Raw genomic sequence first — 22,116 nt, 5'->3', positions numbered from 1 at the left:
ATATAACATTCCCCACGTTAATGGATAAGCTATAATTAGAATGTGTGGTAACGTAAAGGAATTCAATATGGTTTCAACAAGATATGAATCCATCTGTTATAGACAGCTTTTATTATGATGATGCTCAGATATATCATTAACCCAATGGGGGCAGAAAGGAAACGACTATTCGAATGAAAACCAAACTGTTATATATTGAAGATGATACGGAAATTGCGACTTGGGTCAGAGCCGATCTGGAGGAGCGCGGTTATGAGGTGGTATGGCTCGGCAGTGGTGAAGGTGCAGCGGAGGCTGCTGTCGGTTGCTCACTCATTATTCTGGATGTCATGCTGCCCGGGCTGGATGGATTTACGGTGGGCCAGCGACTGAAAAAAGAACATCCCGCGGTGCCCATTGTCATGCTCTCGGCCAGAACGTCCATTGACGACAAGTTGCATGGTCTTGATTTTGCCGATGACTATGTAACCAAACCATTTCACCCCGATGAACTGGCTGCCCGGATTGAAGTACAACTGCGTAAGGCAGGAACAGCGGTATCCACGGATGCCGCCCTGAAGCTGGATCATCTCTCCATCTATGAGAAGGACAACCGGATCGTCAATGAGGAGACGGGAGATGAGATTATTTTATCGGGAAAACAGTTCCACATCTTCGCCTACCTGCTACGACATATGGGCATGATTCGAACCAAAGAGCAGATCTATGAAGCCGTCTGGAACGAGCCCTATCTGGATGGGGACAAAACTTTAATGGTACATATTCGGCATCTACGCGAAAAGCTGGAGCTTGATCCGGCCAATCCTGCAATTATTCAGACGGTCCGTGGTGTGGGATATCGTGTGAAGAAGCCATGATCTGGCGGTTCCGAGAACGGAAGACCATGAAGGCAGAACGGAAGGAAGAACGAAGCATGGCTCAAAAGCAGTCCGGGCGGCGAAAGCTACGCTTTGGGCGGTCCTTGATGTCCAGATATATCATCCTGATTCTGGCGGCCGTATTATTCGTGCCTGTCGTTCTTCCGATCATATCCATCCTGTATGTTGTCGTAGTGAATAATACGAATACGAATCAAGCAGCACCTTATGGTGACGTTACCCGGATTAGTAACCTCTGGTCGCGGGAAGCAAAGAATCTGGATGGTGCATCCAATGAAGAGGTTAAGGCCCGATTGGAGCAATTACATGGCTCGTATCCCAAATCTTCCATGTATCGTGTGAATGCCAGCGGTGAGACCCTCTTCATTATCGGTGGTGAGGATGTAACCATTCAGAAATCCACATCCCCGGATGGCAGGCCAGACACGACATTGAGATGGTCACTGGACACCGGGCAAACGGCAGAGACTCGAATTCCGGCCATATGGAATGTGAGCAACACGGTGCAATTCATGAAAGAAGCTTCCTTTCGAGATCCGCTAACCGTAGTTACATACATCGGCGGAGGTGAAAAGGACAAGGGACAGGGCTTCATGATCATTGAAGTGCCGCGGTCACTTCTGCAAATGAATCAGAGTAACTGGCCGATGGAACTCTTGTATCTTGGTATCGTAATGACCCTCATCTTTCTGATCTTCATCATTATGTCGATTCTCTTCTTCGCACGCATTCGCAAACGACTTATTCGTTTGCAGACGGCCATGATGATCACAGGCAAGGAAGGCCTCCCGCTTCCGGTAGATATCCGCCGGTCAGACGAGATCGGTCAACTGGAGGAATCCTTTAATCAGATGGTGCATCAACTGTCCGATAGCCGTCACCGTGAACGCGAGGAGGAACAATTGCGCAAGCGTCTCATTGCGGGGCTTTCTCACGATCTGCGTACCCCGCTAACGGTGATTCGTGGACATATGCATGCTTTGCACAAGGAAGAGCTGAGCGAGCAAGGTGACCGTTCATTACATCGCATGGAAGCAAAGATGGAGGACCTCGGCGGGCTCATTGACAACATGTTATCCTACAATTTGCTCACGAGTGGGAAATATACACTGAAGCTGGAAGAGAAAGATATACTGCGGATCGTCAGGGAAACGGCGGCCGCCTGGTACCCGGTCTGGGAGAAAGAGCAATTTGAGATTGATATTGACCTGCCAGAGGAACCATTGATCTGGCATATGGATGAACAGGGCATGCGCCGTATTCTGGATAATTTGTTCCAAAACGTGATCCGCCATGCCGCCAGCGGGAGATATATTGGTATATCAACTCAGGAGATTCAGGGTGAGACGGCTATCGTTATTCAGGATCGGGGTCCGGGAATGCAACCGAATTCCGACACAAAAGGTACAGGTTTAGGCTTATCCATTGTAGACTTGTTGATTCGTGAGATGGGTCTGCGCAAGCGGGTAGACAGTTCCGAGACGGGTGTCCAGACATATATCTACAGTGGTAAGGGGAAACAGGGAAACAACAAACCGCTGAAATAGCTTTTTTAAACTAAACTTAAACTAGAGACTACTTTGGCTTTAACCTTGGAAGGTTACGATAGTTCCGAGGTGATCATACAGTGAGTGAAAATATTATTCAAACGGCTAATCTATGGAAAACATACCGGGACCGTGCAGCGGTCCGTGAACTTGATCTGCATATTAAAAAGGGAGATATCTACGGCTTCCTCGGTCCCAACGGTGCCGGCAAAACAACAACGATTCGCATGCTTCTCGGCTTGATTAAACCAACCAAAGGTGTGATCCGTGTCTTCGACAAGGATATCCGCAAGGATCGCATGGATATTTTGCGCCGTGTGGGTTCCTTGGTCGAATACCCATCCTATTACGGCCATCTGAACGCAGTAGAGAATCTGGAAACTTTGCGCCGCATCATCAATGTACCAAAATCAAGAATTGCTGAAGTGCTGTCCATTGTAGATCTGACCAAGGATGCCAAACGTTCAGTGAAGGGGTATTCCCTTGGGATGAAGCAACGTCTGGGTATTGCCAGCGCTTTGCTGGGTGAACCGGAGCTGCTGATTCTGGACGAACCAACGAATGGGCTTGATCCTGCCGGTATTCAGGAGATTCGGGAACTGATCAAACGCATGCCTCTGGAACATGGCATTACCGTTCTGGTTTCCAGCCACTTGCTGAGTGAAGTCGAACAGATGGCAAGTCGTGTTGGTATTATCCGTGAAGGCAAGATGGTGCTTCAGGATACTATCGCAAGTCTGCATAGTCAGACGGGTAGCTCTATCCGGTTAACGGTTTCCGAGCCGGAAGAGGCTATGAAGCTGGCGAGAGAACAGGGACAATTTGGTCAGCAACAAGGTGCTGCGTTAACGTTCCCTTATATGGATAACAGTTCAGTGGCACTGCTTGTGCGCCGATTAATTGAACAGGATCATGATGTGTATCGTGTAGAGGAACAGCGTCAGTCGCTGGAAGATCTGTTCATGCGGGTCATTGGCGAGGGGGCTTCCATATGACCGGGCGTGCATTATCGTCAGACTGGCTCAAGATTCGGGGGAAAGGGATCTGGTTTCTTGTCTTTCTGGCCCCTCTTGGATTGACAGCGATGCAGGCGCTTAATTTTGGCTTACGGTTGGACTATCTGAAAGAGCAGTATGCAGATAACCTGTGGGGCGGATTATTGGGCAATGTGGTTGTCTTTGTGCCCTTGTCTCTGATGCTGGGAGCAACCATTCTCAGCTCCATGATCGCTAATGTTGAGCATGAACAGGGATCGTGGAAACAGTTGCTCGCGATGCCCATTCCCAGACCAGCCGTGTATTTAGCCAAGTTCCTGCTTGCTTGTGTGCTGCTGGTGATCTCCTGCCTGCTGCTAACCGCAGGAATTGTGGGTCTGGGTCTGATCCTCGGATTCCATGCCAGCGAAATACCTTGGACACATGCGATCAAGCTGGGTCTATTGCCTTTGGCTGGTGCACTTCCGGTGTTGTCACTGGAGTTGTGGCTCACGATGGTTAACAAAAATCAGGCGCTTCCCGTCACGTTGGGCATCGTTCTCGCGATAACGGGTATGTTCTCACTCAGTATCTCACCAATCTTTCCGCTCGCATGGGCACAGATGGCCTGGAATGGGCCTAATCCATACCTGTATGCAGGCATGGGGGCAGGTCTAGGGTTATTAATCCTGTTGCTGGGTATGGTGCATTTTAGCCGGAAGGATGTGGCCTGATATGAGCTTTGCGACAACGTACTTCCGAATCTTGTCCGCTGAACGATTGAAAATGAGCAAATCGCCCATATGGCTCCTGATTCTGCTGAGTCCACTCATTGCGCTGCTCATCGGACTGTTGTCCACGCCATCGGGAAATTGGCAGGTATTGATGACCACGATGGTTTTCCTACACGGATTGTTATTGTTACCGATGCTGACTGGTGTGTTTACGTCCTTTGTCTGCCGTTTCGAACATGCAGGTGGAGGGTGGAAGCAGATGCTGGTTTTACCGCTCACACGTTCAGGTGTATATGCAGGTAAACTGACGATTGTACTCATGCTTCTGGCGGGCACGCAAGTATTGTTGCTGATGTCCATTCTGCTGGCAGGCATGTTTCACGGCATTACGATGCCAGTACCTTGGGGATTCTTGGTAGGCAAACTGCTGCTTGGCTTGCTGGCCTGTATACCCCTGGCTGCCCTGCAGATGTTCGTTTCATTGGTGTGGAGCAGCTTTGCCGCACCGCTCGCACTGAATTTTGCACTGACCATACCGAATATTCTCATTGTAAACTCGGCGACATATGGGCCGTATTATCCATGGGCACAACCAATGATTCTGATGACACCCGTGGACGGTGCAGGTTTCGGAGCCTACAATGTTCCACTGGTCACAATGCTGGCGGTTGTTGGAGGCAGTGCTGTTATTTTCATTGGAATCGGCATGATGTATTTTGCGAAAAAAGAAATCTGAATAATCCGTTACACCCTTGGTTATCGTAAGTCAAAATCCTCTTTAAGCAAAACATGCAAGCTCTATTGTATGTATGCTTCAGGAGGATTTTTTCTAATGTCTGACCCACCCATCATGAATGATTAGCTCGCTAACGAACCTGAGGAGTCTTAATCAAGGATTTGAAGTGATCTCAGCAATCTAAGGAACCTGAGACATGTTATATCCAATGAAACAACCGTTTGCAGCGTATATGACAGGGGATTATGGGGATTGACGTGTCTGATGTTCCTTAAAATTTAAAAAGGGCACATGGACGCCAAATAAGATGTCCTGGGTTCTTTAGAAAATTGCTTAGCCATTCGTCAGAATCAGCTGACTTGGAATTGAACTTCAAACTTGTTAGAGGCTTACATTGATCCTTGTATAAATTGTCTGCCTTTGCAGGCACCTCCTAAGTAAATCAAAATTCCAAGTATTACCTCACACATCGTGTGAATTGAATCATAGATTGCAAGCAAAATGAGACGAGAATCTGGTAAAATAAAAAAAGCTGTTTCTAGGCAGGCTTACATGGTTATTCGAGGGTAGGCCCATTTTAGTAAGGGATAATTAATCCCTGCTGTTAGATGAAGATATTGGCTGAGAAAAGAGGGGTAAGCCTTGGATATTAATAAAACGGAAACCCTGAAGCGCATTATTTCTGAGGGAAGTTCTTACCAATCACTGTTTTTTAACCATCCGGATGCCATTTATGTAATGGACATCCATGGAAACTATATTGATGCTAATCCCTCGGTAGAGCGGATATCTGGGTATACACTGGATGACTTGATTCGTATGAATCAGAGTGAGATCTGTCCTCCGGACAGTGAAAATTCACGCAAACAATACATTAAAGAGGTACTGGCTGGACGTTCAGTCAGTAATCCCATTACTTTTTATCATAAAGATGGTTCCCTGAAACAGGCAGAGATAACGTATGTGCCTATAACGGAGGGAAAAGAAGTTGTCGGAATCTATGGCATTGCCAAAGATGTTACCGATATCCTGGAAGTGCAACGTGAGCTTAAGGAGGCACAGGAGAAATATCAGGTGCTGGCTGACCATGCACAAGATCTGATTACAACTTGTGCTATGGATGGCGAGTTGTTATACGTTTCCCCTTCCGTGTACACCTTACTGGGTTATAAGCCGGAGGAAGTCATAGGTAAGTCCTTCAAGGATTATTGTTATTCGGGAGATTATCCGGACCCTATGGATCTTTCCAAGATCGGCAATGGCTGCAAGATGCGTGTGTTGCACAAGAAGGGACATTATATCTGGATGGAGACATTGGCGAAACCTGTGGCTGGAGAGCGTGGCAAGAGTGTCCAGATTGTAAGCATCAGCAGGGATATTACCCAGCATAAGGATGCGGAAAGACGTCTTCGGGAAAGCCGTCAGCGATACAGATCGTTGTTCGAACATAACCCGGCAGCTGTGTATTCATTGAATTTGGAAGGTAAATACAGCGCAGTGAACAGCAAACTGGTGCAAATGTTGGATATTCCGCGCAATAAGCTTATTGGCCAATCTTTTTTATCCAATCTGGATAAATGCGAAGTGCAATATGGCAAACATTATTTTGACATGGTGAAGCAAGGCGAACCGCAATATTATGAGACCCGAGTCGTTAATTCAAGTGGTCGGAAGATTGAAGTATCTGTTACGAATGTGCCCATTATTGTGGATAAGGAAATGGTGGGCGTCTATGGGATCGTGTCCGATATTACCGAGCGCAAGGAATACACGGAACGGATTCAGGAGCTCAGCAAGCAACATGAGCTGATTCTCAACACGGTTACGGAAGGAATATTTGGTTTGGATGCGGATGGAATCACCATGTTTATGAATCCAGCAGCAGCTTCGATGTTCGGTTATGAGGCGAAAGAATTCATTGGCAAAAACTCACATCCCATCATCCATCACACCCGTGCAGACGGAAGTCATTTGCCACAAGAAGAATGCCCGATCCACATGACCGTGTTGGATGGACAGATACGTTCAATCAAGGAAGATGTGTTCTGGCGTAAAGATGGCAGCAGCTTTCTGGTGCAGTATCAGGTGACGCCGATTATTGAACAGGGACAGATTCAGGGAGCGGTGGTTGTATTTAATGATGTGACTGGCGAACGTGAAATTGTACGTGCCAAAGAGACAGCTGAGCTGGCAGCTCAGGCCAAGTCGGAATTTCTGTCGATGGTTAGCCATGAGATCCGGACACCGATGAACGGGATCGTGGGGATGACAGAATTGTTGATCGGTACCGATCTATCGGAAGAACAGCGTGAGTATGCCGAGATTATTCGAGACAGCGGTGATGCTCTGCTGAACATCCTTAATGATATTTTGGACTTCAGTAAGCTGGAATCCGGGAAAATGGCACTGGCTTATGAACCATTTGCATTACGCAAGATGCTGGAACAGGTTGCCGAACTGTTTAAACCGCTTGCAGATGAGAAACATCTGGAGATCAGATATCGTCTCAATCCGAGCATCCCTGAGTTCATGGTCGGTGACGCCATACGTATCCGGCAGATTCTGGTGAACTTGGTTGGCAATGCGCTCAAGTTCACAGATCAGGGAAGCATTGAGGTTGCCGTGGATATTATCAAGGGCAGAAAGCCTGAAGACAGTGTTCTTGATTTTGCGGTACAAGATACGGGAATTGGCATCCCCGCTGACAAGCTGGATCAGTTGTTTCAGTCCTTCTCTCAACTACACCCGGTGATTAACCGGAAGTATGGTGGTACCGGATTGGGACTGGTCATCTCCAAGCGACTCGTGGAGATCATGGGAGGCAGTATTAGTGTCGAGAGCATAGAAGGGGAAGGCTCAACCTTCCGGTTTGCTGTTCCTGCGGCGAGTGTAGATGCTTCAGCAGAGCAGACAGCAAGTCAGTTCCATCATGATCGCACACGTCAGAGTGACAAGGTCGCCATGCGTATTCTGGTGGCGGAGGATCATCCGGTGAACCGGAAGATTTTACGAGAATATCTGGAGAAGCTCGGATACCACGCAGATGTATGTACTAATGGTGTGGAAGCAATTGATGCCATCTCTCAGAATGCTTATGATATTGTCCTGATGGATATTCATATGCCTGTGATGGATGGACTGAAGGCGACAGACCTTTTACACCGCCTAATTCCACAGGATCGCATACCTCCAATCATCGCAGTTACAGGCAATGCCAAACGTGAAGATAAGGAAGCTTGTCTGGAGATTGGTATGCGTGACTTCATTAGCAAACCGGTTATGCTGAGTGAGTTGAAGCGGGTGTTACAACAGTGGGGGCCAAGGGACGAACCTCAACTTGCACCAAATTGAACAACTACTCAAATCAATTATGAAATTGATTCATCTGGCTGTGAAAAATAATAAACGCAAACATGCCAATAAGACTCCTCGCATGGAGTATTATTGGCATGTTTGCGTTGGCAGGCTTTTGAAGTTGAGCCGAAGCATACAAAGTGGAGTTGTATACGAGTGGCTTATACCAATGTCAGACGATTGATGTTACCTGATAGGATTTCACAGGAATTATTGAATTTCTCACGTTCCGTTGCATCCAGATTCAATTCGATAATCTCTTGAATACCATTGCCACCGATGATTGCAGGAACACCGACGCAAACGTTGTGCTGGTCGTACTCTCCGTCCAGAATGGCCGATACGGCGATGATTTTGTGTTCGTCATTGAGGATGGAACGAGTGATATGTGCGAGAGCATTGCCGATCCCGAATTGGGTAGAGCCTTTGCGAGTGAAGATCTCCCAGCCCGCATCTTTCGTTTTGCGTGCAATATCGTCTAGATCCAGATGTTTGAAGCGCTCCTTGTGCTGATCCATAATGTGCATAATCGGTTTGCCACCGATGGTCACATGGGACCAGGCTACGAACTGGGATTCTCCATGCTCCCCGAGAGCATAACCATGCACACTGCGTGGATCGATGGAGAAGACTTCAGATAGCAGCGTTTTGAGTCGTGAAGAATCAATGGACGTGCCTGTGCCGATGACATGCTCACGCGGAAGACCTGATAGCTTCCATACCATATAAGTTACTATGTCAACCGGATTGGCAGCGACGACAAAAATCCCGTTAAATCCACTGTTCATGATCGGGACCACGATGTCTTTGGCAATCGATTCCGCTTCCTCCAGAATATCCAGCCGTGTCTGTCCTGGCTTGGGATTCGCCCCGGCAGTTAAGATAATCACATCCATATTGCCACAATCGGCGTACGTGCCTGCATATACCTTGGTGCGGTTATGTGTGAAGTCCATACAATGGGAAAAATCCAGTGCCTGTGCTACAGCACGGTCATACGTCCGGTCCACCATCATAATTTCTCTGCATATCGATTGATTAATCATGGAATACGCACAACTCGAACCGACAAGACCCGCCCCGATCACCGCTACTTTGCCTGATTTGCCTAACACTGCCGTTCAGCCCCCATTTTGATTGATATTTATTCTTCAATTACGCGTCCTATGTTAAGTATAGTCCTTTATTTTATGCTGGAATGCACTTCTACGTTACATAAGATAACACATGGAAAAGCTGTGCAGCAATGATATCCGCTATCGCGGGAGCGTATTGGAGTAAATGAGTTAACAAAATTGACATGAATCATATGATTTGACGGCGTTTGCACCTGTGTCATTCGACATGACAGCATTCATGCTCGTTGTCGGATTGGGTATTATTTGTGCAGATCATATACCTGACAAAACTTCTTATTAATCCGCAGAAACAGAACAAAACCGCCAAAGGGATCTGCCGAGAAGTTGACGAATACATACGGACAAGCAAAAGATAAACATACTTGATCCATGAGACAGGTTGCCCCGATCCGATGACGGTTCCATAAAGGAACGCTGAAGCCATAATGTTTTTATCCAAGAATCAATTTCATAACTCACTAAAGTTATATGAAATTGATTCCCAAAAGACTTCATTCCGGGAGGGAATTAATGATGATTGAAGAAGCAGGAGCAACGACGGAAACGGCCAAGAGCCTGGGCATAGGTGCCAGTACTCTTCGTAAATATGCGGCGGCACTGGAAGAACAGGGATACCGGTTCGAACGGTCCGCCAACAAATCCAGACTATTCAAGTCCGACGACATTGAGTGCATTGAACGCCTGATGACTGAACTCAGAGAGCATAATCTACCCCTGGCTGATGCTGTGGTGACTGTATTGGCTCCAGAAGCACCTGTAGCTGTAGTAGAAGTAGATGTACCGGTGGTGGGAGTTGAAGGTCTGTCAGAGACGGAATGTGCAGCGACATCAATGTCAATCGTATTCCCTGAAGAACCTGAAATAATGGGTAATCTGAGATCCTATGAAGGTCTGGGGCAACTGGTAAGTGAGGTGACTTATGGTGCTGTGGAACAACAACAGGATGATCGGGTACAGTTGCTGCAACAGCGGGTCGATGAACTGGAGCTGACCCTTCAGCATCTGGCTGATACACATATGGCTCTTCAGGAACAGATGGAAAAACAGCGTCTATGGATGAACGAGAAGCTGGAAGAGGAGCGGGATCGTGAACTCGTAACCAATCTGCGCAGTTTCCAGGGAAGAAAACGCAAACCAAAAGGAGTATCCCTGCGTATGTTGTTTGGGTTCCTGCCCAAGAAACATAAGGAAGCTTGAATGACAGGCTCTTGCTCATCGTGATTTTACAGTATCGGCCTGATATAATAAGCTCCATACAACATGAGGACTGGCAACGAACTGCTCAGTATAGATAAAGACTGAGTGGATCAGGAAGCTGGCGTGGGAGGGTCTGTGGAGCTGCGACGAAGTTGGCAAAGATTGCTTGGACTATGGACGGATCGTCCTCGGCGGGAAGGCACGACCATTGTTGAGCGTTATACAATACAGGAATTGCTGGGTATGGGGAGTTATGGGCTGACATACCTGTGTACAGATGACCAGAACGGCAAGGAAGTGGCGTTGAAGGAGTCCAAACCTAGCAAGGGCAGACTCTCTGCACACCTGTTGGAGCGGGAGGCGGACGTGATGAGACGTCTGCATCATCCGGCGATCCCTGATCTATTGGATGTGTTCACATCCGGGAGACGAAGTTATATCGTTACCGAGTATATTCGTGGACAGACGCTGGAAGATTGCATATTTGAGCAAGGTCTTCGATATACGGAGCGGGAATGTCTGGAATTGGCAGGTCAACTGCTGGCTCCGGTGGCTCATGTACATGAGCAGGGATATATTCATGGAGATGTGCGGATTCCCAATGTTATTTTACGTGAAGGGACGGTGCATCTGATTGATTTTGGCCTGGCGAGACGCTTGGGGGAGCCGTTGTTGCCGGAGCTGAAGCGACGTATGCGTGAAGTCCCTGAGCCTGAAGATGAGCCAGCTACACCGGATCATGATCTGCAGGATATCGGCCACTTTCTTCTCTTTATGCTGTATTCGGCTTATGAGCCAGAGAAGGGCCGTGAACCCGCCAGTTGGCAGGAGGAACTGAAGCTTACGCCGGAATTGCACCAGATGTTGGAGCGACTCCTTGGACTCCGTCCAGGTTATGAGGGTGGAGCGACGGAGTTACAGGCAGAGATCGAGAAAGTGTTGCTGAGATTACAATGAAATAGCTCTGTAGACCGACCTATACTAGTTATCCGTGACCTCTTCGTATGATATCTATAGGGGTCTTTTTCCTTTTTGCTGATAAATGCAAAACGTATCAAAACAGTGGGTTGAATGATATAATGAATAACAATTATACGTTGAAGGAGGCGATTCATCATATGCTTAAAAAACTGGAAGGCGATCATGCCGAATTATTCAAAACGTGGTTTCATAGCAAAAAAGACACCATTGTGGATATTGAAGGTAAGCATTATTTAATCAAGCCGCTGGAAAACGTGGTTCAGGAAGAAATAGAAAGTGATCTGGAGCTCAAAGCTTTAATTATGCAAGCCAAAAAAGATATTTCTTCGGGTAGGGTCTACTCTACAGATGATATAATTGACGCAATTGAAAAAGGGAATTTATAGATGTTGATCCAGTGGACACCTTCAGCAAGATAGGCTCTCGCTCAAATCAGAAGTGTTCGTTTCACTCAGGAAGAGACAAAGCTCTATAAGATTGAACTAGTTCGAAGAATTGAGATGAAAGTGGCTGTCATGGCGGAATCCATGCCAGCTCAGGAACCATCCTGGCAAGGGACGTACCGGATATTAGTTGATAAATTTAAAGTGTATTATTCGTTCTCCCTGGATAAGCGAATTTGCTATATTGAAGCATTAAGACATCAAAATCAGCAAAATTGATACATACTTATATAGAAACAATACAGGGGTGTTCTGCTGGCCGTAAGTATGGCTGGCGAACACCCCTTTACATATTCATTTATTGTAGGGTCCAATAAGCTGGTGTGATCATTACTCTTTAAAAGCAGTCGTGAAAGCCGCTTAGCTGGAGCTATATTTTCTGCTTTTGTAATACCCGGAGCCACTACGGCTATCCCGGTATTTCACATCTGAAGAAGAATAGCGCTTGTAGGAACGCTTGCCTGAGGAGCTGCTGTGACGTTTATATGAGCGCCTGTCGGAGGAGCTATGACGTTTGCGGTGAGATGAAGATTTGGAATCGATAAGTTTGCCAATAATCTTTTTGAACATGAGCTTTCACCCTTTCGACTTCAACTGTTTTAAGCATATACGTGGCCAGATATGGAGGGGTTTCGATTTTTTCATGGATAATTGTATTCATTGGACAGGAGCTTGGCGTATAATAGGATGTTGCTGATCGCACGGAATTTTTTATTTTGAGTGTTTAGCGTTACAATAGAGGACAGGATAAGATTTTAACGGACAGGAGTAGTTGTTATGATTACAATAAAGACCAAAGAACAGATTGAATATATGAAAAAAGCCGGAGAGATTCTCGCCGCATGCCATAGAGAAATTGCCAAAATAATTCGTCCAGGCATTACGACACAGGAGATCGACCAGTTTGCAGAAGCTTTTATGAAGAAAAATGGCGCTACGCCGGAACAAAAGGGATATAACGGGTACCAATATGCGACATGTGCGTCGGTTAATGATGTGATCTGTCACGGGTTTCCGGGAAAATATGCACTGAAAGACGGCGATATCGTTACAATCGACATGGTCGTTAATCTGAATGGCTGGCTGGCGGATTCGGCTTGGTCATATGCCGTAGGTGAAGTGACTCCGGAAGCACAACATCTGCTGGATGTAACCAAAAACTCTCTGTACAAAGGCATTGAACTTGCCGTGGTGGGCAACCGGATCGGAGATATCTCCAATGCGATTCAAGTGTATGCAGAAGGTGAAGGCCTATCGGTTGTACGTGAGTTTATCGGACACGGCATTGGTGAGAAGATGCATGAGGAACCACAAGTGCCTCACTACGGTCCGCCTCATCGGGGTCCGCGTCTCAAGGAAGGCATGGTTATTACGATCGAACCGATGCTGAATATTGGTACGTTCCGAAGTAAGCTGGATTCAGATGGATGGACTGCTCGTACTTTGGATGGAAGTCTGTCTGCCCAGTATGAACATACGATTGCGATTACGGCGGATGGTCCAGTGATTTTGACAGCACAATAATAGCCAAAAGCAGCTACAATGTGACGATATTTGCATATTTCAAGGCGGCCCACGTTTGTGAACCGCCTGTTTCGGTTTAAACTATTAAGAAGTGATAACACAGAGCCAGTGGTAAGTGATCTCAGCTGACAAGGGTTAACCTTGCGTCCACTTGGCAACAAGGAGGTAATTTTGGTGTCTTTAAATAAACAGATCGTACTTGCTTCTCGTCCCGAAGGTGCCCCATCCAGAGAGAATTTCAAATTCATTGATGCACCTCTTCCTGAACCGGAAGCTGGGCAAGTCCTGGTACGTACATTATATTTGTCGGTTGATCCATACATGCGGGGCCGCATGAAAGATACAAAATCCTATGCTGCACCTTACGCGTTAAATGAAGTGATTAAGGGTGGGGCCATTGGACAGGTTGTGGAATCTTCGGAACCGAATCTGCGCAAAGGTGACCTCGTATCCGGTATGTGGGGCTGGCAGCAATATGCCGCAGTGAACACGGCCGATCTTTCGCTAATTGATACCGAAGAAGCACCAATCACGGCTTACCTGGGTGCGCTGGGCCTGACGGGTCTGACGGCTTATTTTGGTATGGAGGACATCGGCAAACCGAAGGACGGCGAAACGGTTGTTGTATCGGGAGCAGCCGGAGCGGTAGGCATGATTGCAGGTCAGATTGGTAAGATTGTGGGAGCACGCGTGGTTGGTATTGCAGGCTCTGATGAGAAATGCGCTTATTTGAAAGAAAAGCTGGGCTTCGACGTGGTGTTGAACTACAAGAAGGAGCAGGATATGTCAGCGGCCATTGAACGGGCTTGCCCAGATGGTGTAGACGTCTACTTTGACAATGTGGGCGGGGACATCTCGGATGCAGTCTTGCGCCACATCAATCGGAATGCACGTATTCCGTTATGCGGTCAGATCTCGTCTTATAATCTGGAGAAGCCGGATATCGGGATGCGACCACAGACGTTGCTGTTAACAAACACAGCATTAATGAAAGGTTTCCTGCTGGGTGACTATACGAAATCCTTCAAGGAAGGCCGCGCCAAGTTGGCGAAATGGATCAAGGAAGGTCATCTCCAGTATGAAGAAAACATTGTGGACGGGTTTGAACAGACGCCTGAAGCTTTTATGGGCCTCTTCTCTGGAGATAATCTGGGCAAGCAGTTGGTTAAGGTTGCAGATCCGGAATAGATATCGAACGATGTACATGTACAATTAGGTTGAAAACGAAAAGACACGTTCTGCACACCAAGGGTGCGGCAGAACGTGTCTTTTTTATCTGTAAATCTGTGCGTGGTCTATGTAGGGTGACTAGTGTTCGGCGACCAGCACTTCTTTGTAGTGTTTGTACATATATACACGCCAGCGTACAATCATGCCAAAAGCCAGCAGGAAGAACAATCCACCTGTTTGCGGAATACTTACATATCGCTGAATGACTTCATGCAGGATCAGGCGTACGGCCAGCAATCCAAGCAAGATAAAAGCAAAGCTGCGAGAACGTGTTGCAAAAATTTCTTCACCTACTCGTTCAAACCGTGTACTGCGAATGAGGGGATAGGAGAAGAGGAACCAGCCCACCAGAAACGCAATGAATGCCCAGAGTAGAGGAACATGTGTCTCCGGTACAACAAACATGAGAAATCCTGTGCTCATGCCGAGCGGAGGAATAAGGATTTTACGAATGGTCACCGGTCTGTGACTGGCTTTCATGCGGATGAAGATGGCAAGCAGTGCCATGACAAGCATGCCCACGGTTGCTCCGATTTGCAGGTAGTACGGACTGATTTGAGCCACGTAGAACTCCCTCTTTCTGGAATAATATGTTATCCGGTGATCCCGAACCCAGTACGAATTGCCGGAATTTTCAGTTCCTATTATATCACAAACGCAGAAAGCCGATAGAAAGCTTAGTGTATCATATACCCGATATGTATTCACAGGGTGTATTTGAAAATTTTGTATTATTGTGCCCGTTGTAAGGCTGTTTATTCGATTAAGGGGAAATCATGCAATGATTGGACAACAATGGATGTATATCATACTTATCGGCTCACATCATAGAGGGTGGCTTGTGGGTAATACAGATTGGTTAGTACATGTGGTCAGCCTTGTATGTGCAAGTGTACTAGCTTTTTTGCTGGTTATCTACGGTTACATCTTATGGATAAAATATAGCAGTAGGCGCAGGGAAAAGGTTAAGACGGCACTGATGCATGAATTACTTGCAGAAGGTTCATTTCTACAGCGGTACCTGAACGAGGGAGAAATTGGCGTAAACTTATTGAATATGAGTGGAGATCAACAGATCGTTTTGCAGCAATTGTTATTGCAACGGCTCGCTCAAGGTCCCGCAGAGCATGAGATTTTGCGAATTCGTCTGTTATCTTGGCAAGTCTTTGGAAGCTCATACCGATTGGTTTTGAAGACGGGAAAGTGGAGTGAACGGGTTAACACGTTGTTATATATTGAACAGTTTCATATGGTGGAGCTTCTGCCCAGGTTAGAGGATATGCTGCGGGTTACTTCCTGTACGCCGCTTGAACGTTTCATCATTTTACGCATATATGCCAGAACCGGTTATTTCAGAATCGTTAAGGAATTGTTGCGTGAGCAATATGTATGGTCCGATTCGCAGGTTCTGCAGATTCTGCTGTTGCTTACCGATTCATCCTGGACACGTCTGAAGGATCATTTCAAGGATGTATCTTATCAAGTCCAGTGTAATATCGTCCAAGCCATTCGTATTCGGGATGACCAGACGGAGGGTGCTGTTGTTCTACTGGAGAAGCTCATTCTTGGAGAGGATGCATTGCTGCGTACCAATGCGTATCAGGCATTGGCTCAAGTGGGCAGAGGTCGTGAAGATTTGCTGAAGGGGCTATTGCTGGTATGGAACGAATCTGGTGAGGAGAGGCAACGCACTGAAAGACTAACAGTGACCCAGCTTATGGGTACTGTTCATGCGGATGCTTTTATTCCTAGACTGAAGGTAATGATGGGTGATCCTTCTTTTCAGATCCGACAGGAAGCTGCGAATTCCCTTGCCCGGTACGAGCAGGGACTTGACGAACTTCGGGATACGGCTGTAAACCATCCGGATAGATATGCAAGGCAGATAGCGGAAGAAACGCTGGAAAGGATGCAGTATGGACGAAAGATGGATTGAGATGCTGCGGAGTTTTGTTTTAGCATGTTACGAGGGTATATTTATCTATCTGGTGTTAGCGATTGTGATGTGCAGTGTTCTGGTGGTTGCTGCCGCTCGTACATTGATCCTGAGAAGGGATCTGGACCCGCTGCAATATCATGAGATGTTGGATGAAGAATTGGCTCCGGCGGTATCTCTGCTTGTCCCGATGCGTAATAGCGAGGATACGATCGTACAGCGAATTAACTGTCTATTGGATATTCAATATGCACGTTATGAAGTTATTATCATTAATGATGGATCAGAGGATGCAACAATGCCGCGGTTAATGGCAACCTATGATCTGATGCCCATTCGGAGTAAAGTTCATTACTCGGGACTCGTCCAGGAGACGGCTCAGATTAAATGTGTCTACCAATCCAGGCTGCATCATCGTCTGATTGTGATCGATAAGGCGTATGGAGGACGAATGGACTCCTTGAATGCAGGTCTAAATATCTCGCAATATCCTTATATCGCCTCTGTTGGACCCCGGACATTTCTGGAACGGGATGCATTGGTGAAGATTATGAAACCCGTTATGGATGCTCTACCAGGAGAAGAGGTTGTTGCTTGTAGTGGACGAGTAGATCTTATGGTCCCCAGAAATACGGCTCATACAGATTTAACGGAAAACAGCACAAGACTTACGGACAGTACGTTGCATGTAATGCAGACCATTGAATACGTGCGTGCTTTTTTGATTGGTGGTGTGGGACTTGTTCGTTACAATATTAATGTGCTTTTATTTACGGCCCAAGTATTCGGTGTATTCAAAAAGAACCGGGTGTTGGAAGTTGGGGGTTACAAGCGCGACGACCAGGTCGCTCACATGGAACTGGTGATGCGGTTACAGAAACATATGAAGCAGATCAAGGAACGTGGCCGTATTATATATATTCCCGATCCGATCTGCAGGGTAGAAGTACCCGGTACATGGCGTCAACTGTGCAGACAGCGTATCGGTTGGCACATGCAGCTTGCAAGCAGTCTATGGACTCAGCGGAGCATGATCTTCAATCCGGCCTATGGCTGGATGGGGATGGTATCCATCCCGTATTTTATTCTGATCGAATTGTTGGGGCCTGTGATGGAACTGGGAGCGATTTTGCTGTTCATTGCAGGCATAGGGCTACAGTTGGTGGATATCAACCTATGCATCATTCTCGTTCTGCTGCTGACGCTCTATGGTTCACTGTTGTCCGCAGGTATGGTAATGTTCGAAGTATGGTGTTCACGCAAAGCGTACACGTCCAGAGCAGTGACGCGTCTGTTATTGTATGCTTGTTCGGAGACGTTCTGGTTCAGACCGCTGAACAATATATTCCGTATGTTTGGCATTTTGCAGGCTATGGGATTGAGGAAGGAAAAGGAGAAGGAGATCAGGAATGGATTGGGGTAATCTATCGGCAATCCTGGTAATACCTTGGAACAGAGCAAGGAGGAAGACGCTTCATGAAAAAAAGTTACAGGCCAGCCACGATGTGGACGCTGGCTTGTTTTACAGTGGTATCGGTGGTGCTGGTTGTCCCCTGGATTATGTGGCAATCCCAGGCCCCTGTTCCACTGAACATCATGATTATTGACAAGAGCAGACCGGACTTGTCCTATCAGGGGCACAAGGGGTTGGTCTGGCTTTTGAATCAACAGAAAATTGTACAGCACACAGGGGAATACTACTCGTATGAAGAGGATTATTACGGCTATGATCTTCAGGACGGGCTTCCACGAATGAAACAACTTCTGCCTGATGAGGTGACAGACACGGATCTGATCTATCTGACGGCAAATCGGAGCAGTCTGTCTGCACACAAGAATGAACGGAAACAAGGCGGAATATATGAAGGATTAACGATATATGATGCGCAGAAGATTCGCGAGGCTGCGTATAAAGGGGTAACGATTGTCGCCGAATACAGTGCATTGGCGAATACGGCTTCGAAGATGACCAAGGAGCAGCTGTATCCCATCTTGGGAGTGAACAGCACTGGATGGCAAGGTAAATCGGTATCTAATCTGCAAAGTATAGAAGAAGTCCCCCGGTGGGTTCGGGCGAATTATGAGCAGCGGGAGAAGAAGAAATGGTCATATTCCGGAGCGGGTATGCTGCTGATACATATGGATGGACAAGTCATGGTACTGGAGAAAGGTCCGGATGTGAAGACAGGAAATGTACAAGTTGCTTTCACACAGGAGGGCAGGGATTGGAGCGGTATAACCCAGGATATACATTACAATGGCTGGTTCGATATCATTTTGCCGCAACAGCAGGATTCCATATTGGCTTGGTATAAGACGGATTTGACGAAGGAAGGCGAGCAGAAGCTGGTGGGTGCAGGAATTCCCGCGGAATTTGCTGCACTTGTCCGATATGACGACTATAATCGGTCCTATTACATGGCAGGGTCCTTCGGAGAGATGAAGCATTATTCTTTCTGGCGCCGAATCAAAGGATGGGAGGTCGTCCGGTCCAAGCTTACGCCCGATCAGAAAGATATTCCGGACATGTTCTACTGGAAGGTGTACGTGCCCGTGATGAAGCATATTTTAAATGAAGTGCAGGATGGACGGCAGCAATGGCCATAGATAGGCTATCGAGAACCTTTCGATGGAAAGAGGGAAGCCAAAGTCCATTCCACCTTTCGAGAGGAACGGGAGATGTACATAATAGAGAAGTGCGTCGTTGTGAGCGGCAAAAGTGTGGTTGAGAGACAGGGTACCCGCATAATCAATGCAATTTGGAGCATGAACACTCCGTATTTAGAGTCCATAACACAATGTGTGTCTGGACGTGTGCCGCTATGATGAGTGGACGAGTGTCTATGACAAGGTGATCTGAAGCACTGTACGTAGCAAATTCTAACGAACTCAGCACCTCTTATTTGGCCTAATTTGGTAGGTTGGTAAATATAACGAATCACAGACACGTTAAATGACGGAATATACTCATTATTCCTGTCCCGCTGCCAGTTTTCTGCGAAATAGGACGTGTGGAGTTCGTTAGATTTCAGTTAGTCAGTGAGCAATGTATGGAAGGGTAACGTAAAAAGGACTGCAGATCCTCTGCAGTCCTTTTCACGATGCAATACGTGCCATACTAGTCCTGGTGAAGATGCCGGAGTCCGTGCAGGAAGGCGGATACGGTTAGACGCAGACTTTCGTCCGGATCAAAGTTCATGCCGAAGCCGCCTTGTGCCTCAATGGAGGCAAATCCATGGCAGAGGCTGCGCAAACCACGAACGGCGTGTAATGCTTCCGCTTCGGTTAGCGGGTAGGGTTGCAAGCTGTGCAGCAGCAACTCCAGCGTGGCTGTGCTGGCCGCGGCGAGCTCTGGCTCTTCGCGATCAGGGGCATGAAATGAGGCTTCGTACAGCCCGGGGTGCTCGCGGACGAAGCCAATGTATGCCGCAGCGATGGCCTGAATGGCATCGTCGCCTGTGCGGTCAGCGGTAGCCGCGGTTAATGCGCGGCTGAGCTGTTGTACGGACATCAGCGCCATTTCCTGGCGAAGCCCGGGAAGTCCGCTGATGTGGTTGTAGAGCGATGGCGAGCGAACATCCAGCCGCTGTGCCAACGCGGCCAGTGTCAGCGCCTGAAAGCCGTCGCTGTCAGCAAGCTGGGCCGCGGCGCTGAGCAGAGCGCCGCGATCCAGCCCTTGCCGGGGGCTCATAGTTGCCCCCCGGCAAGATCAAACCGCTGCTGAGCATCAGCGGTTGCCACGCGCATGGCGGCCGCGGGCTGGCGTAGCATCCGTCCGTGGCCTACAGCCAGCACGGACGGTTCCAGCTCCGCCAGGCGCTTCGCGCTGGCCAGAGCCGCTTCGCGGTTCCACGTCGCCAGCGCGGGGAACGGGAAGAGCGGGCGCACGCGGCCGGATACGGCAAGGCCGCCTTGCAGCTGGTACGCGTCGCCAGCGATGAGCACGCGGCTGCGCGTATCCATGAAGGACATATGCCCCGGCGTATGTCCTGGTGAGGCTATGGCGACCAGTGAACCAATCTGGTTACCTTCATCCAGCAAGTGGTTTGGCTGGGTGCGCACCGCTTTGGGCTTAGGCACCCCGCCGCGTATCGGGGTTTGTGACTCACCGGGAAGAAGGGAAGTATCACCCGCCAATAGCCGGGCATCCCGTCTGGAGATGAAGACCTCGGCTTGAGGCAGTGCTTCTGTGAGATGATCCAATGCACCAATATGGTCGCTATGCGCGTGAGTCAGAATGATCTTGGTAATGGTCTTCCCAAGGGACTGGGCAGTTGCCAAAATCCCTTTAAGACTGAATGGTATTCCGGCATCAATCAGGGTTAATCCATCTTCCTCTTCAACCAGGTATACGTTCACAGGGAAGAGTCTTGGAAAAAATGTAACTTGAACTACATCAAATTCTCGGGTAATACGCATCGTTAAACCCTCCTTAAAACTAATGGTATTAGTATAATAACTAATGGGATTAGTTTTAGCAATACCTGTTGTTCATTTTATTTAAATAAAAAAAATTTAAAATAATGATGCACTTTACAAAAAAAGCGTTTTCAAATTGAAGATTACCGATTATAATAATCACGTAAGCCCTTTCATATGTCTATCTTATTGGAGCCCTTCGCGTAGCGGAAGGCTCACTTTTTTGTTCTTTTTGGATTAAAATGAAGACGGGATGTTAATCCTAGCTTAATTATGTTGATGAGCTGTAAGTATTGGTATATCAGGAAAAATCACGTTTGATCTCTATGCTGGGTGAAAGTTGACAAACATAACTGTTATTCATATAATGACAGTTATACTTACCTTGGGTTGGAGTTCATCGGTGTTGTAAGCCGGGAAGGAGTAAGTTATGAACAGCGAATTTACCATAGCGGTGCATTGTCTTGTTTTTCTGTCGATGAGAGATGAGTGTATGGCCAATAGTGAAGATTTGTCCCAGAGTGTGGGTACACACCCGGCCAGAGTCCGTAAGGTACTTAGTGTTCTGCGCAAGCATGGTTACCTGACGACCAAGGAAGGTGCTCATGGTGGGTACTTGCTTAGCCGTCCAAGTGAAGAGATCAAGCTGGGAGAATTGTACAGACTGGTAGCTGGTGGTTCACTCGGTCCCAACTGGTGCTCAGGGGAGTCCGGTTCATCGTGCGTGGTATCTTCCAATATGCAGGATGTGATGGGGAACATCTATAACGGAGGCGAAGAAGCGCTCAGCGCTTATTTTGACCGTATATCTATTCAAGATGTGAAAGAGCGCATAGGTCATGGGGAAGGGATAACCTTGTCGCTGAATGGATTGCCTGCAAAGGAGAAGTCCTGACGGAGTCCACAACGAATGCTCCTTCATGACATGGCTTTGGTTTAGTCAGGCGTGGTGGACAAGTTATGGTATTGGCGTGTGCTCCGGTGAAAGATCCATTGATGTTCTCAGGCGATTCCGGGCATAACG

The 22,116-nt window shown here is 47.5% G+C and carries 19 protein-coding genes; 15 read left to right on the top strand and 4 right to left on the bottom strand.

Going from position 1 to position 22,116, the window contains the following annotated elements:
- Nucleotides 1-173 precede the first annotated feature (173 nt).
- The 6 genes from IFU39_RS25020 (at nt 174) to IFU39_RS24995 (ending at nt 8,220) form a co-directional block, all read left to right on the top strand.
- The gene (locus IFU39_RS25020; protein ID WP_192135550.1) at nt 174-857 is read left to right on the top strand and encodes a response regulator transcription factor; all 684 of its coding nucleotides are present in this window, start codon (nt 174-176) and stop codon (nt 855-857) included.
- A gap of 56 nt (nt 858-913) precedes the next feature.
- A complete protein-coding gene (locus IFU39_RS25015; protein ID WP_244661111.1) occupies nt 914-2,425 on the top strand; it encodes a HAMP domain-containing sensor histidine kinase in 1,512 nt (503 codons plus the stop codon).
- Between the two features lie 80 nt (nt 2,426-2,505).
- On the top strand, nt 2,506-3,420 hold the full coding sequence (locus IFU39_RS25010) for an ABC transporter ATP-binding protein (protein WP_047840345.1): 915 nt from the start codon (nt 2,506-2,508) through the stop codon (nt 3,418-3,420).
- Nucleotides 3,417-4,133, top strand: a complete 717-nt coding sequence (locus IFU39_RS25005) for an ABC transporter permease (protein WP_036607500.1) — start codon at nt 3,417-3,419, stop codon at nt 4,131-4,133. Before IFU39_RS25010 ends, IFU39_RS25005 begins: the two co-directional genes overlap by 4 nt.
- Before the next feature lies 1 nt (nt 4,134).
- The gene (locus IFU39_RS25000; RefSeq protein WP_192135546.1) at nt 4,135-4,869 is read left to right on the top strand and encodes an ABC transporter permease; all 735 of its coding nucleotides are present in this window, start codon (nt 4,135-4,137) and stop codon (nt 4,867-4,869) included.
- Nucleotides 4,870-5,511: 642 nt separating this feature from the next.
- Complete coding sequence (locus IFU39_RS24995; protein WP_192135544.1) at nt 5,512-8,220, top strand: PAS domain S-box protein; 2,709 nt, start codon at nt 5,512-5,514, stop codon at nt 8,218-8,220.
- Between the two features lie 164 nt (nt 8,221-8,384).
- Here the strand turns inward: IFU39_RS24995 and IFU39_RS24990 are convergent, their stop codons facing one another.
- Nucleotides 8,385-9,338 carry an L-lactate dehydrogenase gene (locus tag IFU39_RS24990; protein ID WP_091018489.1) on the bottom strand — a complete coding sequence of 318 codons (954 nt, stop codon included), beginning with the start codon at nt 9,336-9,338 and terminating at the stop codon, nt 8,385-8,387.
- Between the two features lie 534 nt (nt 9,339-9,872).
- On the opposite strand from IFU39_RS24990, the gene IFU39_RS24985 reads away from it, so the two are divergent.
- From IFU39_RS24985 to IFU39_RS24965, 5 genes are all read left to right on the top strand, one after another.
- Nucleotides 9,873-10,559: a hypothetical protein gene (locus IFU39_RS24985; protein ID WP_192135541.1), complete on the top strand. Its 687-nt coding sequence runs from the start codon at nt 9,873-9,875 to the stop codon at nt 10,557-10,559.
- Nucleotides 10,560-10,664: 105 nt separating this feature from the next.
- Nucleotides 10,665-11,516 carry a protein kinase domain-containing protein gene (locus tag IFU39_RS24980; protein WP_192135539.1) on the top strand — a complete coding sequence of 284 codons (852 nt, stop codon included), beginning with the start codon at nt 10,665-10,667 and terminating at the stop codon, nt 11,514-11,516.
- 161 nt (nt 11,517-11,677) lie between these two features.
- A complete protein-coding gene (locus tag IFU39_RS24975; RefSeq protein WP_036672183.1) occupies nt 11,678-11,926 on the top strand; it encodes a hypothetical protein in 249 nt (82 codons plus the stop codon).
- Between the two features lie 834 nt (nt 11,927-12,760).
- A complete protein-coding gene (map, locus tag IFU39_RS24970; RefSeq protein WP_192135537.1) occupies nt 12,761-13,507 on the top strand; it encodes a type I methionyl aminopeptidase in 747 nt (248 codons plus the stop codon).
- Between the two features lie 174 nt (nt 13,508-13,681).
- Nucleotides 13,682-14,695 carry a zinc-binding dehydrogenase gene (locus IFU39_RS24965; protein ID WP_192135535.1) on the top strand — a complete coding sequence of 338 codons (1,014 nt, stop codon included), beginning with the start codon at nt 13,682-13,684 and terminating at the stop codon, nt 14,693-14,695.
- Between the two features lie 120 nt (nt 14,696-14,815).
- Here IFU39_RS24965 and IFU39_RS24960 read toward each other — a convergent pair whose 3' ends face one another.
- Nucleotides 14,816-15,301 carry a CcdC family protein gene (locus IFU39_RS24960; protein WP_176873064.1) on the bottom strand — a complete coding sequence of 162 codons (486 nt, stop codon included), beginning with the start codon at nt 15,299-15,301 and terminating at the stop codon, nt 14,816-14,818.
- Nucleotides 15,302-15,518: 217 nt separating this feature from the next.
- Here IFU39_RS24960 and IFU39_RS24955 point away from each other — a divergent pair, with 217 nt between their 5' ends.
- From IFU39_RS24955 to IFU39_RS24945, 3 genes are read left to right on the top strand one after another with little or no spacing between them, the layout of a single operon-like run.
- On the top strand, nt 15,519-16,673 hold the full coding sequence (locus tag IFU39_RS24955) for a HEAT repeat domain-containing protein (RefSeq protein WP_091018497.1): 1,155 nt from the start codon (nt 15,519-15,521) through the stop codon (nt 16,671-16,673).
- On the top strand, nt 16,654-18,096 hold the full coding sequence (locus tag IFU39_RS24950; RefSeq protein WP_091018499.1) for a glycosyltransferase family 2 protein: 1,443 nt from the start codon (nt 16,654-16,656) through the stop codon (nt 18,094-18,096). Before IFU39_RS24955 ends, IFU39_RS24950 begins: the two co-directional genes overlap by 20 nt.
- Before the next feature lie 53 nt (nt 18,097-18,149).
- Nucleotides 18,150-19,280 (top strand): hypothetical protein, encoded by a 1,131-nt coding sequence (locus IFU39_RS24945; protein ID WP_091018501.1) that lies wholly within the window; start codon nt 18,150-18,152, stop codon nt 19,278-19,280.
- Nucleotides 19,281-19,791: 511 nt separating this feature from the next.
- Here the strand turns inward: IFU39_RS24945 and IFU39_RS24940 are convergent.
- Entirely contained in the window at nt 19,792-20,364 is a 573-nt protein-coding gene (locus tag IFU39_RS24940; protein ID WP_192135533.1) for a TetR/AcrR family transcriptional regulator, read from the bottom strand.
- Nucleotides 20,361-21,092 (bottom strand): MBL fold metallo-hydrolase, encoded by a 732-nt coding sequence (locus IFU39_RS24935; protein ID WP_192135532.1) that lies wholly within the window; start codon nt 21,090-21,092, stop codon nt 20,361-20,363. The genes IFU39_RS24940 and IFU39_RS24935 overlap by 4 nt, the downstream gene beginning before the upstream one ends.
- A 430-nt stretch (nt 21,093-21,522) precedes the next feature.
- On the opposite strand from IFU39_RS24935, the gene IFU39_RS24930 reads away from it, so the two are divergent.
- The gene (locus IFU39_RS24930) at nt 21,523-21,987 is read left to right on the top strand and encodes an RrF2 family transcriptional regulator (RefSeq protein WP_091018507.1); all 465 of its coding nucleotides are present in this window, start codon (nt 21,523-21,525) and stop codon (nt 21,985-21,987) included.
- The last annotated feature ends 129 nt before the right edge of the window (nt 21,988-22,116 follow it).

The organism is Paenibacillus sp. CFBP 13594 (assembly GCF_014842675.1).
GTDB lineage: Bacteria > Bacillota > Bacilli > Paenibacillales > Paenibacillaceae > Paenibacillus > Paenibacillus amylolyticus_B.
Note: the sequence above shows the minus strand (reverse complement) of the source record. Positions and strands in the feature narration are given on the sequence as shown.